The organism is Thermoanaerobacter sp. CM-CNRG TB177, assembly GCF_018588165.1.
GTDB lineage: Bacteria > Bacillota > Thermoanaerobacteria > Thermoanaerobacterales > Thermoanaerobacteraceae > Thermoanaerobacter > Thermoanaerobacter thermocopriae.
Genome location: NZ_JAFCAC010000018.1, coordinates 1 through 13,527 on the forward strand (window position 1 = coordinate 1; position 13,527 = coordinate 13,527).

Sequence of the window (13,527 nt, forward strand, 5' to 3'; positions counted from 1 at the left end):
TAACGGTGAGGTCAGTTATAAAAATTTTTTTCCTACAAAATCTTGACACAGACAATGTATTTTTTACTATTGCATTTTTTACTTTATTGATTTATCATATTAAATATACATCTAGTAACAAGGAGTGATAAAATGAAAGAAATGATATTGATGACACCAGGGCCTACAATGGTGCCGGAAGATGTAAAAAAAGTTGCGGGTGCACAGCCTTTACACCATAGAACGGAAGATTTTTATGAATTATTTTCTAATCTCAATAAAAATTTAAAAGAAATATTTAAAACTAAAAATGAAGTTATCACGTTGACCTCATCAGGAACAGGTGGAATGGAAGCTGTCATTGCAAATCTTTTTTCCACGGGAGATAAAGTATTAGTCGCCAGTATAGGTTATTTTGGAGAAAGATTTTATGATATAGCAAGAGCTTATGGCCTTGATGCAGAACTTCAAGACTTTGGCTGGGGAAACGCCGTAGACCTTGACGTATTAGAAGATAAATTAAAAAATGGCAATTACAAAGCCCTTTTAGTTACCCATAATGAAACTTCCACAGGAGTTACAAATAACGTAAAAGAAATTGCAAAAATTGCTAATAAATACGGGGTAGCAATTGTCGTTGATGCTGTAAGCTCGTTAGGTGGTATACCCCTTGAAATGGACGAGTGGGGTATTGATGCAGTAATAACTTGTTCTCAAAAGTGCCTGATGTCGCCACCTGGACTTAGCTTTGTTGCTTTAAGTGAAAGAGCATGGAAAATGGCTGAAACTTCTAATCTTCCAAAATATTATTTTAGCTTGAAAAAAGCAAGAGAAGGCGTTTTAAAGCCCAACCCCGATACTCCTGCTACTCCTGCTGTTTCCACAATAATGGCTGTAGCAAAAGCGACAAATATGCTTTTGGAATTGGGATTGGATAATGTATACAAGCGGCAAGCTGACTATGGAAAAAGAGTGAGAGAATACATAAAGAGCCTGGGATTAGAGCTGCTGCCGGAAGAAAAGATAGCTTCTGATTTAATAACTGCTATAAAAGTTCCTGAAAAATACAAAGCATCAGAAATTATAAGCCACATGAAAGAAAAACATGGGGTATTAATAACAGGAGGGCAAGGACCTTTAAAAGGGAAAATTATAAGAATAGGCCATATGGGTTATGTTACTGAAAAAATGCTTACTAAAACCCTTGAGGCGTTGAAAGATGCAATAGATAAGGAGGGATAAATCTTGAAGATAATTGTCACAGAAAAAATATCAGAAAGTGGGATTGAGTATCTTAAAAAACACGCTGAAGTAGATGTGAAAACTAATATCTCGAGAGAAGAGCTTTTAGGAATTATTAAAAATTATGATGCTATTATTGTTAGAAGTGCTACAAAAGTGGATAGAGAACTCATCGAAAAAGGCGAGAAGTTAAAGGTAATAGGTCGTGCGGGAAATGGGGTTGACAACATTGATGTGTCATCAGCTACCGAAAAAGGAATCCTTGTTGTAAATACTCCTACTGGGAATATCGTTGCTGCAGCGGAATTGACCGTTGGTCTTATGCTGGCTATAGCCAGAAATATACCACAGGCATATCATGCTGGCCTTAATGGAGACTTTAGAAGGGATAAATTCAAAGGCGTTGAACTAAATGGTAAAACTGTAGGTATAATAGGTTTTGGTCGAATCGGTTCCCTTGTTGCTGCAAGGCTGGCAGCATTCAACATGAGAGTAATTGCTTACGATCCTTATATGCCTGATAGTCGTTTTGAAAAATACGGAGTAGAAAAAGTTACTTTGGATGAATTACTTCAGCAATCAGACTTTATAACAATCCATCTCCCAAAAACGGAAGAGACAAAAAAAATGATTGGGGAAAAAGAATTTAAAAAGATGAAAAAAGGAGTTAGAATAGTAAATGCTGCTAGAGGAGGCATTATTGATGAAAAGGCACTTTACAATGCCATAAAAGAGGGCATTGTAGCGGCAGCAGGTTTGGATGTTCTTGAAGTAGAGCCCAAATATAATGTAGAACGACAAGATTTTCACAATCCTCTTCTTGAACTGCCAAATGTTGTCTTTACTCTTCACCTTGGAGCTTCGACTTATGAAGCGCAAGAAAACATAGGCATATCAATTGCTCAAGAAGTAATTTCGGCTTTAAACGGCAATTTGTACGGAAACATAGTAAATTTACCAGGTGTAAAATCCGATGAATTTTCACAGCTTAAACCATATATGAGATTAGCCGAGGCCATGGGAGCACTTTATTATCAAATAAATGAAACTCCTGTTAGATTAGTTGAAGTGATATATAGAGGAGAGATTTCTAGAACTAATACAGAAATTGTCACTCTTTATGCACTTAAAGGCTTTTTAAAGCCTGTATTAGAAGAGGATGTAAGTGTTGTAAATGCAAAATTAAGGGCAAAAGAAATGGGAATAGAGATTGTAGAAGGAAAAATCGAAGAAATAGACCACTATTCAAGCCTTATCATTCTCAAGATTACAGACACTCATGGCAAAACCACACAATTTGCTGGAACCACATATGGAGAAGAAATAAGAATTGTAGAGTATATGGACCATAAAGTAAATTTTGAGCCTACAGAAAACATGCTATTTGTTAAGAATAAAGACGTACCAGGGGTTATAGGTCATATTGGGAATGTATTAGGAGACTTTGGCATAAACATCTCAACTATGCAAGTAAGCCCCAATAAAAATGATGGAACTGCCCTTATGATTGTAAGTACGGACAAAGAAATTCCTGATGAGGCGGTAGAGTCGCTAAATAAATTAAATAGTATAATAAAAGCAAGAGCTGTAAAGGGGTTAATATAGAAATAAAGATTGTTGTCAGAATATTATAAAGATGATATAATATATACAAGTAAATTTTATTAGGGTAATAAAAATGCAAAATAGTAGCGTAATAAAAAGGTTAAATGAAATTACAGATTTTTTACCGGAGAAAGAAATTGGTGAAATAATTGACTTTGCTGAGTATCTTAAAGAGAAAAAAGAAAGAGCTTATAAAAAAATTTAGCGATTGGGAGAAAGCTTTAGAAGTAGAACAAATGACCTATGGAGAGGAAAAATTGTTAAAAGAAAGCGAGGGAGAATATATAACTTTAGAAGAAGCAAAAAAGGCATTAAAGATAGAGGACAATGGAATATAAAATTGAGATTTACAACGTAGATTTTGTTATTAGAGTAAGAGCTTTTACTACAAGAGGGGGTATATATAAATGAAAAAAGGAGCAAGTTTTCCTTGCTCCTTTTACTTTAGCAAAATAAACTCAAAAAGGTGGTTTTTATGAAAGCTATATTTTCTGGAGGAGCTAATGAAGTAGGTGCTTCATGTTATCTCATTAATCTTGATGGTAAAAACATATTACTCGATTGCGGAATACGTATGTCATCTACAAAGGATAATCTTCCTGATTTTCGTTTGATTCAAGAGCATGGCGGTGTTGATGCCATAATAGTAAGTCATGCCCACTTGGATCATACAGGTGCATTACCTATTATATCAAGAATGTATCCCCAAGCTAAAATATATATGACTCATGCTACAAAAGACCTAACAAGAGTATTGCTATACGACAGCTTAAAAATAATGGAGAGAGAAAGTGAAATACCTATTTATGTCGAAAACCACGTCAAAGATATGTTAGATAGGGTACTTTGTTATACACCGGGATATACTTTTACGCCTTTTCCCGATTCACAAATAAAAGTTACATTATATCCTGCAGGCCACATATTAGGCGCAGCCTCAGTTTATATTACCTCAGAAGAAGGAAGCATTTTTTATTCAGGCGATTTTTCTGGATTTAGGCAGAATACCATAGAAGGAGCTTTTATACCTAAATTAAGACCGGATGTAGCAATATTTGAATCTACATATGGAGACAAGCTGCATGCCAACAGGGAATTAGAAGAAACGAGGCTTATTGAAAAAGTATCTTCTATAATAAGCGAAGGTGGAAAAGTCATAATACCTGCATTTGCACTGGGAAGAGCCCAAGAAATTATACTTATCTTAAAGAAAGCAATAAACAAAGGGCTATTAAAAACAAAAGTATATGTTGATGGCATGGTGAGAGAAGTATGCAGGGTTTATAAATTAAATCCCAATTATTTAAGGCAAAACCTTGCTAAAAAAATTTTCAAGGGTAATGATATATTTTTTGATGATAATGTTATAGAAGTTGAAAAGCCTGAAATAAGAGAAGAGATTATAAAAGAATCATGTGTAATCCTATCAAGTTCAGGTATGATAACCGGAGGCCCAAGTCAGTGGTATGTTGAAAAACTTGCACAGGATGAAAAAAATTTAATTGCCATAACTGGCTATCAAGATGAAGAATCTCCCGGCCGACGACTGTTAGATATCATGGAAGAAAGCCCTGAAAACAGGAAAATTAAAGTTGACGATAAAGAAATATTGATAAATGCAAGTATTGACAAATTTGGCCTGTCAGCTCATGCTGACATGGGAGAAATACTAGCACTTGCTAATAGTCTTTACCCTAAAAAAATATTCCTTGTTCATGGAGATCCGGAAATAATAAATTTTCTCGGAAAAGAAGTTCAAAAAGACTTAAAGTCAGAAGTATACATACCTTCAAATGGTGACATCTATGAAATTGACATAAAAAATCCAAGAAAGCAAATTGAGAAACAGCCTTATCCTTCTATGAACCAAAATTGTGCATTGACTCAAGAAAATATAAAAGATTTATGGCGATTTATAGTTGAAAAAATAGGTGTAAAACAGGCATTATCTCTTGAAGAAATAGCACAAATTTGGGGAAAAGGTGTTAACGCTGAAAACTTGAAAGAATTACTAAACAATACTATATACTTTGAACCTGATAAAAAACGGATGTTTTTGTATCATGCAGTAACTGAAGATGAATTGAAAAATCTTCAAAAAGAGGAAGTAATGGAACTAAATCAAATGCTTTCCTTCGTAGATGAATATTTTGGCCCTGAATCAGGGCTGTATAAAAAAGGTGCAAGGTTTGAAGAAAAAATAGCTCTTTTATATTTCAATTTTCCAGATGTAGCAAGAGAAAAATACTCTGAAAAATTTAAAGAATTTGAAGAGAAAACAGGTTGGAAAATAGAGCTTAACAAGAATATCAATATTTCAGCAATAAACAGCATTTTGTCAAAAATACTTCCTAAAGAAGTTTTAATAAAAAAAGTTTCATATATGAACATGGAAAAGAAAGTTATAGTAAAGATAGAAGGAAAAATTAATGATTTAGATCTAGTTAAAGACAAGTTTTATAGTGAAACAGGCTTAACTTTATTAATTGCAAATGATAAAAAGGAAATTCCAAATGAGAAGAAAGAAATTATTATAGCAAATAGCGATTTTGAAGATAGAATGGAGCAAAATAAAGCTTTGAAAATAATTGATGAAGAATTCTCAAAACTTCCACATAAAATTTACAAAAAAAGCATAAAGATATCCTCGGATGGTTCTAAGTATATTGAGCTTTCATTTATATCAAAAGTGGTGGGTGAAAAGTACACAGAACTGATTAAAAAACTGTCAGAAAAGACAAGATGGCCTATAGGGATAAGCAACAGTTGCAATCAATTTGAAATAATAAACATAGTTAAAAATCTTTTTGAAGAAAAAGGGATTCTTTTAAAGAAAAATCCCAGTATATATGTAGACAACATGATTGTAAAAATTGTAACTTCTTCTCCTATCGAGAAAGAAACGCTAGAAGAAATTAATGAGAAGCTATACTATTTAACAGGGTTTAAAGTAGAAATGCTGTAAAATTTTTGTGATATTTTTCAGATATCTATACTGCTAGTTTTGCTGTGCTTTGCCTCAAAGTGATATATTAAATAGCCGGAAGTTGTGCCCGTTTAGTTTTGTCGCTTTGGAACATCAGAGCTACGATGCAAAATATCTTCTTCAAAAAATTTTTAACTTTGCCCACAAACTGAGGAGCAAACTTTCCTGCTCCTTCAAATATTATAAGGTGTTCTTTTTTTTCCCTCAAAATAATAAAGAGTGTTTATCCCGTATGATTTTACATAAGCATAAGCTTTGTCAAAATCTCTTGCCACATCGTAAGGATTATGAGCGTCAGAATTTACTACAATCGGTACATTATATTCCTTGATCATTCCCATTATTTCTTTTGAAGGATAGATTTCTCCTACGGGTTTTCTAAGCCCTGCCGTAGAAACTTCAATTACTATACCTGCTTTAGAGATTTCCTTAATATTTCGTCTTATTTTATCAAAAGTATAAGGCTTTGCCCTAAATCCAAAAATTTTCACAAGGTCAATGTGTCCTATAATATCAAATAAGCCTGTTTTAGCCATTTTTTCAATTATATTAAAATATTCGAGATAAATCGAATCAACATCTCTTGTTTTCCATTCTTCTATAGATTCTTCAAGGTCTATACCCCAATCTTCAATCCAATGAACAGAGCCTATCACATAATCCCATGGATAAGGCTCTAAAAATTCCTTTATTTCCTTTTCTTTTCCTGGGAAGTAGTCTGCTTCTATACCTAATTTAACAGGCAGTCCCATTGCTTTTGCTTCCTTTATAAGTTCAACATAATCGGAAATGCTTTGATCCATATAATCTTTTATCCATTTGCCTCTGAAACCGTCGCTTTTATAAGCGCTATATCCTTCTTTAAATCTATGTCCGTGTTCAGAAATGCCAATCTCTACTAGACCTTTACTTAAACCAGAATCTATAAACTTTTTAAGCCATTCTATAGTATAAGGGCCGTTTTCTATGTGGACGTGATAATCTGCAGCCATATTTTTCCTCCTTTTTTCAATAAGATAAAGGTTTAAGATTTTAATATCTTACAACATTATAATATTTTGCAAAAACTAATGCAATTTGTGTTATAATAATTTAAAATGATTGATTTAATTTGTGAGGTGAGATGCTTTATCCTCTTTACAATCACTTCAAAATCCTATATAATAAATAAGTATTTATTTTTTACGAGGTGTTTTTATGTACTGGCGGTATTGTAAAAATTCAACAAAATCCATCTAAACTTAAAGGGATACGAGTCTCTATTTTTCCAAAATAGAGATTTTTTTATGTGTTAAAAGCCATTAAAAATTAGTCTAAAAAAACGATAATACACTTAAGAGGTGAGAAAATGACAAAATATATTTTTGTAACAGGAGGAGTTGTATCCTCTCTTGGCAAAGGAATAACTGCTGCATCATTGGGAAGGCTTTTAAAAAGTCGCGGCCTATCAGTTGCTATTCAAAAATTTGACCCTTATATAAACATAGACCCAGGTACTATGAGTCCATACCAACATGGTGAAGTTTTTGTTACAGAAGATGGGGCGGAGACAGACTTAGACCTTGGGCATTATGAAAGATTTATAGACACTAACCTTACCAAAAGTAGCAATGTAACAGCAGGTAAAGTGTACTGGTCTGTCATTACAAAAGAGAGAAAAGGGGATTATCTCGGCGCCACAGTACAAGTAATCCCCCATATAACAAACGAAATTAAAGAAAGAGTATACAGAGTTGCAAAAGAAAAAAATGTAGATGTGGTAATAACGGAAATTGGCGGAACAGTAGGAGACATAGAAAGCCTTCCTTTCCTTGAAGCTATAAGACAAGTAGCAATTGAACAAGGTAAAGACAATGTTATGTTTATTCATGTCACATTAGTACCTCATCTTGGAAAGACAGGGGAATTAAAAACAAAACCTACCCAACACAGTGTCAAAGAATTACGCTCTATAGGTATTCAACCGGATATGATTGTATGCAGAACAGAACTTTCTCTAACGCAGGACTTAAAAGAAAAAATCGCCCTTTTTTGCAATGTAAATGTAGAAGCGGTTATAGAAAATAGAGACGTAGAATCAATTTATGAAGTACCATTGGAATTCGAAAGACAAAAAGTAGATGAATATGTGTTAAAAAGATTAAATTTGCCTCTTGGTCAATCGGATTTAAAACAATGGAGAGAATACGTAGAAAGAGAAAAGAACCCCACAAAACAGGTAGAAGTAGCTTTGGTGGGAAAATACGTTGACTTACACGATGCTTATATAAGCGTTGTAGAAGCATTAAAGCACGCAGGAGTTTATCATAGTGCCACTGTTAACATAAGATGGGTGAATGCGGAGCATGTGAATAATGAGACAGTAGAGATGCTTTTAAAAGGAGTAGATGGCATATTGGTGCCTGGAGGATTTGGTGATAGAGGCATTGAAGGCAAAATAAGGGCCATCCAGTATGCAAGGGAAAACAAAATTCCTTACCTCGGATTGTGTCTTGGTATGCAATGCGCTGTAATAGAATTTGCAAGAAATGTAGCAGGACTAAAAGGAGCTAATTCCACAGAATTTGACCCGCATACTTCCCATCCTGTAATAGACCTCATGCCTGAACAAAAGGACATAGATGAAAAAGGCGGTACTATGAGATTAGGAGTGTATCCTTGCAAAGTAATTGAAGGAACAAAAGCTTATGAAGCCTATAAAGACGAATTAATTTATGAAAGACATAGGCATAGATACGAGTTCAATAACCAATATCGGGAGCTTTTAACCTCAAAAGGCCTTGTACTTTCAGGTCTTTCTCCTGATGAGAGGCTGGTTGAAATGATAGAATTAAAAGACCATCCTTATTTTGTGGCATCCCAATTCCACCCGGAATTCAAGTCAAGACCTTTAAAACCTCATCCATTATTTAGAGATTTTATAGGAGCAATGTTAAAAGAGAAAGAATAAGGGTTGGATAATATCCAGCCTTTACAGACTGTAGACAAACTTTCGTAAAGGAGATATTTTGCAATCGGTGCGACTTGTGACAAAGCGGCAACAAAACTTAGCGAGACCGAGGGTGGAGGCAGGGCCGAAGCCAAGGATGGCGGAGGCGGGCACTAAGACAGGACGTCGAATGTGCCCGAAACCCTGCCGGAACCCGAAGGTCGAGTTTAGTTTTGTCGCTTTGGAACATCGGAGCGACGATGCAAAATATCTCCTTTGAATATTTTTTAACTTTGTCAACAAACTGTAAGGGCTGGTGAATATCCAGCCTTTAAATTTTACTTGATAATTATGAACAAAAAGGCTATAATATATCTAGAAATTAATTTTAAAATTAATCTGGAGGTGAAAACAAATGGAAGAAGTCATTGGAGTAGACAAATTAAGACCCAAATTAGGTGAATATTTAGAAAAAGTAGAAAAAGGCGATGTGATAATAGTTTCTTCTCGATCTGAACCCAAAGGAGTTATAATAAGTTATTCTATGTACAATCAATTAAAAGAACTTGAAAAGAAGGCAAAACAATTAGAGATTATGCAAATTTTAAACGAATTTAGAAGTAAAGCCGAAGCAGCAGGCTTATCTGAAGAAGACGTACAAAAAGAGATAGAGGAAGCACGAAAATGCGGGCAGTAATTGATACTAATGTTTTAATTTCAGCTTTTATTAGCAAAAAAAGCTATCCTGCAAAAGTTATCGATTACTGGGTCTTAAATAAATTTGACCCGGTAGTAAGCAAAGAAATTGTGGAAGAATATGCTGATGTGTTGACACGAGATAAGTTTGCTGTTTTTGGCACTATTGAGAAAAGACTTGACTTGCTAAATAGGCTTTTATCTTTTGATTGGGTTTTATTTGTATATCCAAAACAAAAAATAGAGGTTATAAAAGAAGACCCAAAAGATAATATTTTCTTAGAGTGTGCTTTAGAAGGAAGTTGTGACTTCATAGTCACAGGTGACAATCATTTGCTTCAACTTAAAGAGTACAAAAATATTAAAATAGTGAAAGCAGAAGAATTTGTAACCATATTGTAATCCTTTTGCAATATAACTGTAACATAAGTATATTACAATAAATTCAATAAGAAGTAGAAAAACAAAAGAGGAGGAGGCCGATGAGAAGAAAGGGAAAGTATCTGTTTATTTTTTTATTAATTTTTCTAATTTACAGTGGAACATTTGCATATGCGGCTGAAACTTATAACATCGACGGAAAAAACATCTCCTACAATTACCTACATATAAATATCCTCATAGACGGGGTAAAACAAAATCCGAATATGAAGCCCCTCATGATTGACAATCATGTATTTGTGCCAGTAAGGTTTATTTCAGAAAAAATGGGGGCACAAATAGGTTATGACAGCACTAAAGTGTGGATTACTTACAATGGAGATAAAATCGTCCTCTATTTTTACAAAGACACTGCCTATGTAAATGACAAGCCTGTAAAACTTGACTCATCTGTTAAACTTGTAAACTATGGCTATACATATGTCCCATTGCGATTTATAAGTGAAGCTTTCAAAAATAACGTCAATTGGGACGAAAATACAAACACTGTGTATATAGACAGTAAAACAGGGACAGACACGCAAATTGCTTCTGCAAAATTGAGTGATCAAAGTTCAAATACTACTCAGACTTCCCAATCTAATTTAAACAATACTTCCACAAATCAAAATACACAAGATACCTCTGTCAAACCGTATACTGTAGATAGTATAGGATTTACTAATATGAATGATGCAAGAAGTGTAATTATTTTAACTCAAGATTCTAACTATAACATTTCAAAATCGCCAAATAAGGACGCAATTTTTGTAGACCTAAACAATGCAGTTTTAAAAAATGGAGTATATGGATTTGCCCTTGATGATAAAGTTGTAAAAGGTGTTATTCCGACACAGCTTACTCCTAATACGGTGAGAGTAATTATTACCTTGAGCAGTGATGCTGAGTATTCCGTAGCGCAACAGGATGGCAAATTGATAATTAACATACAACCGATTATTACAACTCTACCTTCCTCTTTAATGGTAAACGCTGATGTAGTAAATATACGGACAGGCCCAGGTACACAGTATAACATTATAACGCAGGTCAATAACGGGGACATATTAAGTGTAATTGACAAATCAGGCGATTGGTATAAAGTCAAACTTCAAAACGGAGTAGTAGGCTGGATTGCAGGATGGCTTACAATTGCATATAACAATCCTAATCAAATAGCGAGTGATACTTCTGATAATCTTTCCGATAGAAGGACGCTGACAGCTGGTGGCAGTCAATCTTCAAGAGGAAATATCGGTCAAGCTCTTACGTCTTTACCATATGCAGGAAAAGGAGTATGGTACAGTATATATTCTACGATGCCTACTGCAAATGATTTAAGCCGCTTTGTAAATGCCAGAGTAACTCATATTTACCTTGAAGTTGCTACATCAAAAGCGGGATTTCCAGACAAATGGAAAAAATGGCTGGATGACTTGCTTCCTGCTGCACATAGAGCTGGAATAAAAGTCATAGCATGGCTGTACACAGACTTGAAAGACACCACATATGATGCATCTTTGACGGCTCAAGTTGCCAACTATGTTACCCCAAGTGGTTATCGCGTAGACGGGATTGCTGCAGATATAGAAGAATTGCCCCAAAAAGATCCAGTTACAGCTTCAAAGATGGTAGAAGACTATGCAACACAAACTTTAAAAAATTTACCTGCAGGAATGCCTTTTATCGCGATCACTTATCCGCCTCAATACAGGCCTAACTACCCTTATGCTACAATGGCAAAATATTTTGATGCAATTGCTTTAATGGACTACTGGCACGTATCAAGCGCAAACTACACCTATGATGATGCAAAAAATTTTGTATCTGATTCCATTAAAAAAGTACAATTTTTAGCAGGAAACAACGTCAACATAGAAGTCATTTTGCACGGTTATGATGACGGCTATGGACTTCCCTCTGTAGACGAATTAAGGGGTGCTCTTGATGCTTCAAAAGATGCAGTTGGATATTCAATATATACTTGGAATACACTAAATGATGAATTAAAAGACGTATTTGTTAATTATTAAAAATGAAGGAGTGGCTTTTTCGCTACTCCTTCACTATTTTATCTAATAGTACTGCTGCTTCTTCTCGTGTCAAAGGCTTTTTAGGATAAATGTATATTTTACCATCTATATTTGTACCAGCTATTAAATTATTCTCATAAGCTTTTTTAATGAAATCATATGCCCATGATGAAATGTCATTTTTGTCTGCAGGATCAAAAATAGCAAAATCAATATTCTCTTTTGGCTCATAAAATTTCATAAGAACGCTAATGGCTTCTTCTCGCGTTATGGGATTATGAGGTTTAAAAGTGTTATCCTCGTATCCTTTCATAATTCCATTATTTACTATATTTGCAATAGGTTTATAGTACCATGCATTTTGAGAAACATCTTTGAAGGAAATTTCTTGCTGCAATACCGGTTTATCTTTTAAAAATGCTCTATCTATCAAAGAAGCGAATTCTGCTCTAGATATAATTTTGTTTGGCCTAAAAGATCCGTCTTCATATCCTGCAAAAATCCCTTTTATTACCGAACTAAGTATATTCTTTTCAGACCACATATTTTTAATATCCCAAAAAGGAATAAACCCTGTATCCCTACTTAACTTGTTTATTTTTTCAACAATGTCTTGACCTGTATCGGAATTCCTCACAGTAATTCGTTTTAACTTCATAATATTATCGCCATAATAATTTACTCCTTCTTTAATGCCAAGTGCCATTTCAAAGCCTACTTTTTTTGCTATCTCGTCGCTTATTTTATTTCCCGAACCAAAAGGATATGCTAAACATATAGGCGCTTTACCTATTTTTTCTTTAATTATTTCTCGTGAGCGCAAAAAATCTAGATAAAGCCTTTCTTTATACTGTTCCATTGTTTCAAGATGCCCATCAATGATTACAGGTCCCATTACCATTGGGATTTCCTTAAAATCATTTGACCTGTAACCATGGAGGTCATATGTGTGACTCTCAATCTCTATTACTCCGCTGTCTGCCATTTCTTTTGCTTGTTGCCACGTAAAATGCGGTATAAAAACTTCGGGTTTTTGCTTGTTTACTTCATCTGGCACATAACTTACTATAATATTTATTACAGCTTTCATTCCTAATTTTTTAAGTATAGGATATGCATACGTGTAATTGCTTAAATATCCGTCATCAAAAGTTATTACAATAGGTTTTGGTGGCAAAGGCTTGTTGTACAGTACAAAATCTCTGAGCTGCTCTAAACTTATAGTGTGATATCCTGCCGCTTTAAGGTAAAGCATTTGCTTTTCAAATCTTTCTGGGTCAATTATTACACCACCATACTTTTTAGAATCAAAGGTACCTTCTTTTTGAAGATGATGGTACATCAAAATAGGAACAAATGGCTTTTTAGATTGTGCCCTTGAATGCAGAACTGGAACTGATACAGCAAGTACGATTGTTACCATGATTGTAAGGATGATTAACGCTTTTTTACTCATGTTTTCCAACCTCTCACACAAATTTTTCATAAATATATCACATAATTATCACAAATATGTTACAAAAAAGTTAACAAAACATTAAATTTTTTATAAAAGAAATATTTGTAATTATAAATTAAGTTTTCAGACTGTAGACAAACTTTCGTAAAGGAGATATTTTGCAATCGGTGCGACTTGT

Annotated in this window: 10 protein-coding genes; 8 read left to right on the forward strand and 2 right to left on the reverse strand. The window is 34.2% G+C overall.

All coding sequences use genetic code 11. The features are described 5' to 3' along the window. The first annotated feature begins 132 nt into the window (after window positions 1–132). From I4N53_RS01090 to I4N53_RS01105, 4 genes are all read left to right on the forward strand, one after another. The gene (locus tag I4N53_RS01090; protein ID WP_013150984.1) at window positions 133–1,221 is read left to right on the forward strand and encodes an alanine--glyoxylate aminotransferase family protein; all 1,089 of its coding nucleotides are present in this window, start codon (window positions 133–135) and stop codon (window positions 1,219–1,221) included. Window positions 1,222–1,224: 3 nt separating this feature from the next. Further along, window positions 1,225–2,826 carry a phosphoglycerate dehydrogenase gene (gene serA / locus I4N53_RS01095; RefSeq protein ID WP_013150983.1) on the forward strand — a complete coding sequence of 534 codons (1,602 nt, stop codon included), beginning with the start codon at window positions 1,225–1,227 and terminating at the stop codon, window positions 2,824–2,826. A 149-nt stretch (window positions 2,827–2,975) separates the two neighbouring features. Next, on the forward strand, window positions 2,976–3,164 hold the full coding sequence (locus tag I4N53_RS01100) for a hypothetical protein (protein ID WP_255549607.1): 189 nt from the start codon (window positions 2,976–2,978) through the stop codon (window positions 3,162–3,164). A 137-nt stretch (window positions 3,165–3,301) separates the two neighbouring features. After that, window positions 3,302–5,791 carry an MBL fold metallo-hydrolase gene (locus I4N53_RS01105; protein WP_214495378.1) on the forward strand — a complete coding sequence of 830 codons (2,490 nt, stop codon included), beginning with the start codon at window positions 3,302–3,304 and terminating at the stop codon, window positions 5,789–5,791. A 194-nt stretch (window positions 5,792–5,985) separates the two neighbouring features. Here the strand turns inward: I4N53_RS01105 and I4N53_RS01110 are convergent, their stop codons facing one another. Next, window positions 5,986–6,804 (reverse strand): histidinol-phosphatase, encoded by an 819-nt coding sequence (locus tag I4N53_RS01110; RefSeq protein WP_214495379.1) that lies wholly within the window; start codon window positions 6,802–6,804, stop codon window positions 5,986–5,988. Window positions 6,805–7,160: 356 nt separating this feature from the next. Here I4N53_RS01110 and I4N53_RS01115 point away from each other — a divergent pair, with 356 nt between their 5' ends. From I4N53_RS01115 to I4N53_RS01130, 4 genes are all read left to right on the forward strand, one after another. Next, window positions 7,161–8,762 (forward strand): CTP synthase, encoded by a 1,602-nt coding sequence (locus I4N53_RS01115; protein WP_214495380.1) that lies wholly within the window; start codon window positions 7,161–7,163, stop codon window positions 8,760–8,762. Window positions 8,763–9,156: 394 nt separating this feature from the next. Continuing rightward, window positions 9,157–9,438, forward strand: coding sequence for a type II toxin-antitoxin system Phd/YefM family antitoxin (locus tag I4N53_RS01120; RefSeq protein WP_214495381.1), 282 nt, complete (start codon window positions 9,157–9,159; stop codon window positions 9,436–9,438). Beyond that, a complete protein-coding gene (locus I4N53_RS01125; protein ID WP_042834527.1) occupies window positions 9,426–9,839 on the forward strand; it encodes a putative toxin-antitoxin system toxin component, PIN family in 414 nt (137 codons plus the stop codon). Before I4N53_RS01120 ends, I4N53_RS01125 begins: the two co-directional genes overlap by 13 nt. Window positions 9,840–9,919: 80 nt before the next feature. Further along, window positions 9,920–11,890 carry a stalk domain-containing protein gene (locus I4N53_RS01130; protein ID WP_214495382.1) on the forward strand — a complete coding sequence of 657 codons (1,971 nt, stop codon included), beginning with the start codon at window positions 9,920–9,922 and terminating at the stop codon, window positions 11,888–11,890. 22 nt (window positions 11,891–11,912) lie between these two features. Here the strand turns inward: I4N53_RS01130 and I4N53_RS01135 are convergent, their stop codons facing one another. Further along, window positions 11,913–13,346: an S-layer homology domain-containing protein gene (locus tag I4N53_RS01135; protein ID WP_214495383.1), complete on the reverse strand. Its 1,434-nt coding sequence runs from the start codon at window positions 13,344–13,346 to the stop codon at window positions 11,913–11,915. Window positions 13,347–13,527: the final 181 nt, after the last annotated feature.

What these genes read in the sequence shown, in the direction of transcription:
- I4N53_RS01090 (WP_013150984.1), top strand. Translation starts at nt 133, where the DNA reads ATGAAAGAAATGATATTGATGACACCAGGGCCTACAATGGTGCCGGAA.
- I4N53_RS01105 (WP_214495378.1), top strand. Translation starts at nt 3,302, where the DNA reads ATGAAAGCTATATTTTCTGGAGGAGCTAATGAAGTAGGTGCTTCATGT.
- I4N53_RS01110 (WP_214495379.1), bottom strand. Translation starts at nt 6,804, where the DNA reads ATGGCTGCAGATTATCACGTCCACATAGAAAACGGCCCTTATACTATA.
- I4N53_RS01115 (WP_214495380.1), top strand. Translation starts at nt 7,161, where the DNA reads ATGACAAAATATATTTTTGTAACAGGAGGAGTTGTATCCTCTCTTGGC.
- I4N53_RS01120 (WP_214495381.1), top strand. Translation starts at nt 9,157, where the DNA reads ATGGAAGAAGTCATTGGAGTAGACAAATTAAGACCCAAATTAGGTGAA.
- I4N53_RS01125 (WP_042834527.1), top strand. Translation starts at nt 9,426, where the DNA reads ATGCGGGCAGTAATTGATACTAATGTTTTAATTTCAGCTTTTATTAGC.
- I4N53_RS01130 (WP_214495382.1), top strand. Translation starts at nt 9,920, where the DNA reads ATGAGAAGAAAGGGAAAGTATCTGTTTATTTTTTTATTAATTTTTCTA.
- I4N53_RS01135 (WP_214495383.1), bottom strand. Translation starts at nt 13,346, where the DNA reads ATGAGTAAAAAAGCGTTAATCATCCTTACAATCATGGTAACAATCGTA.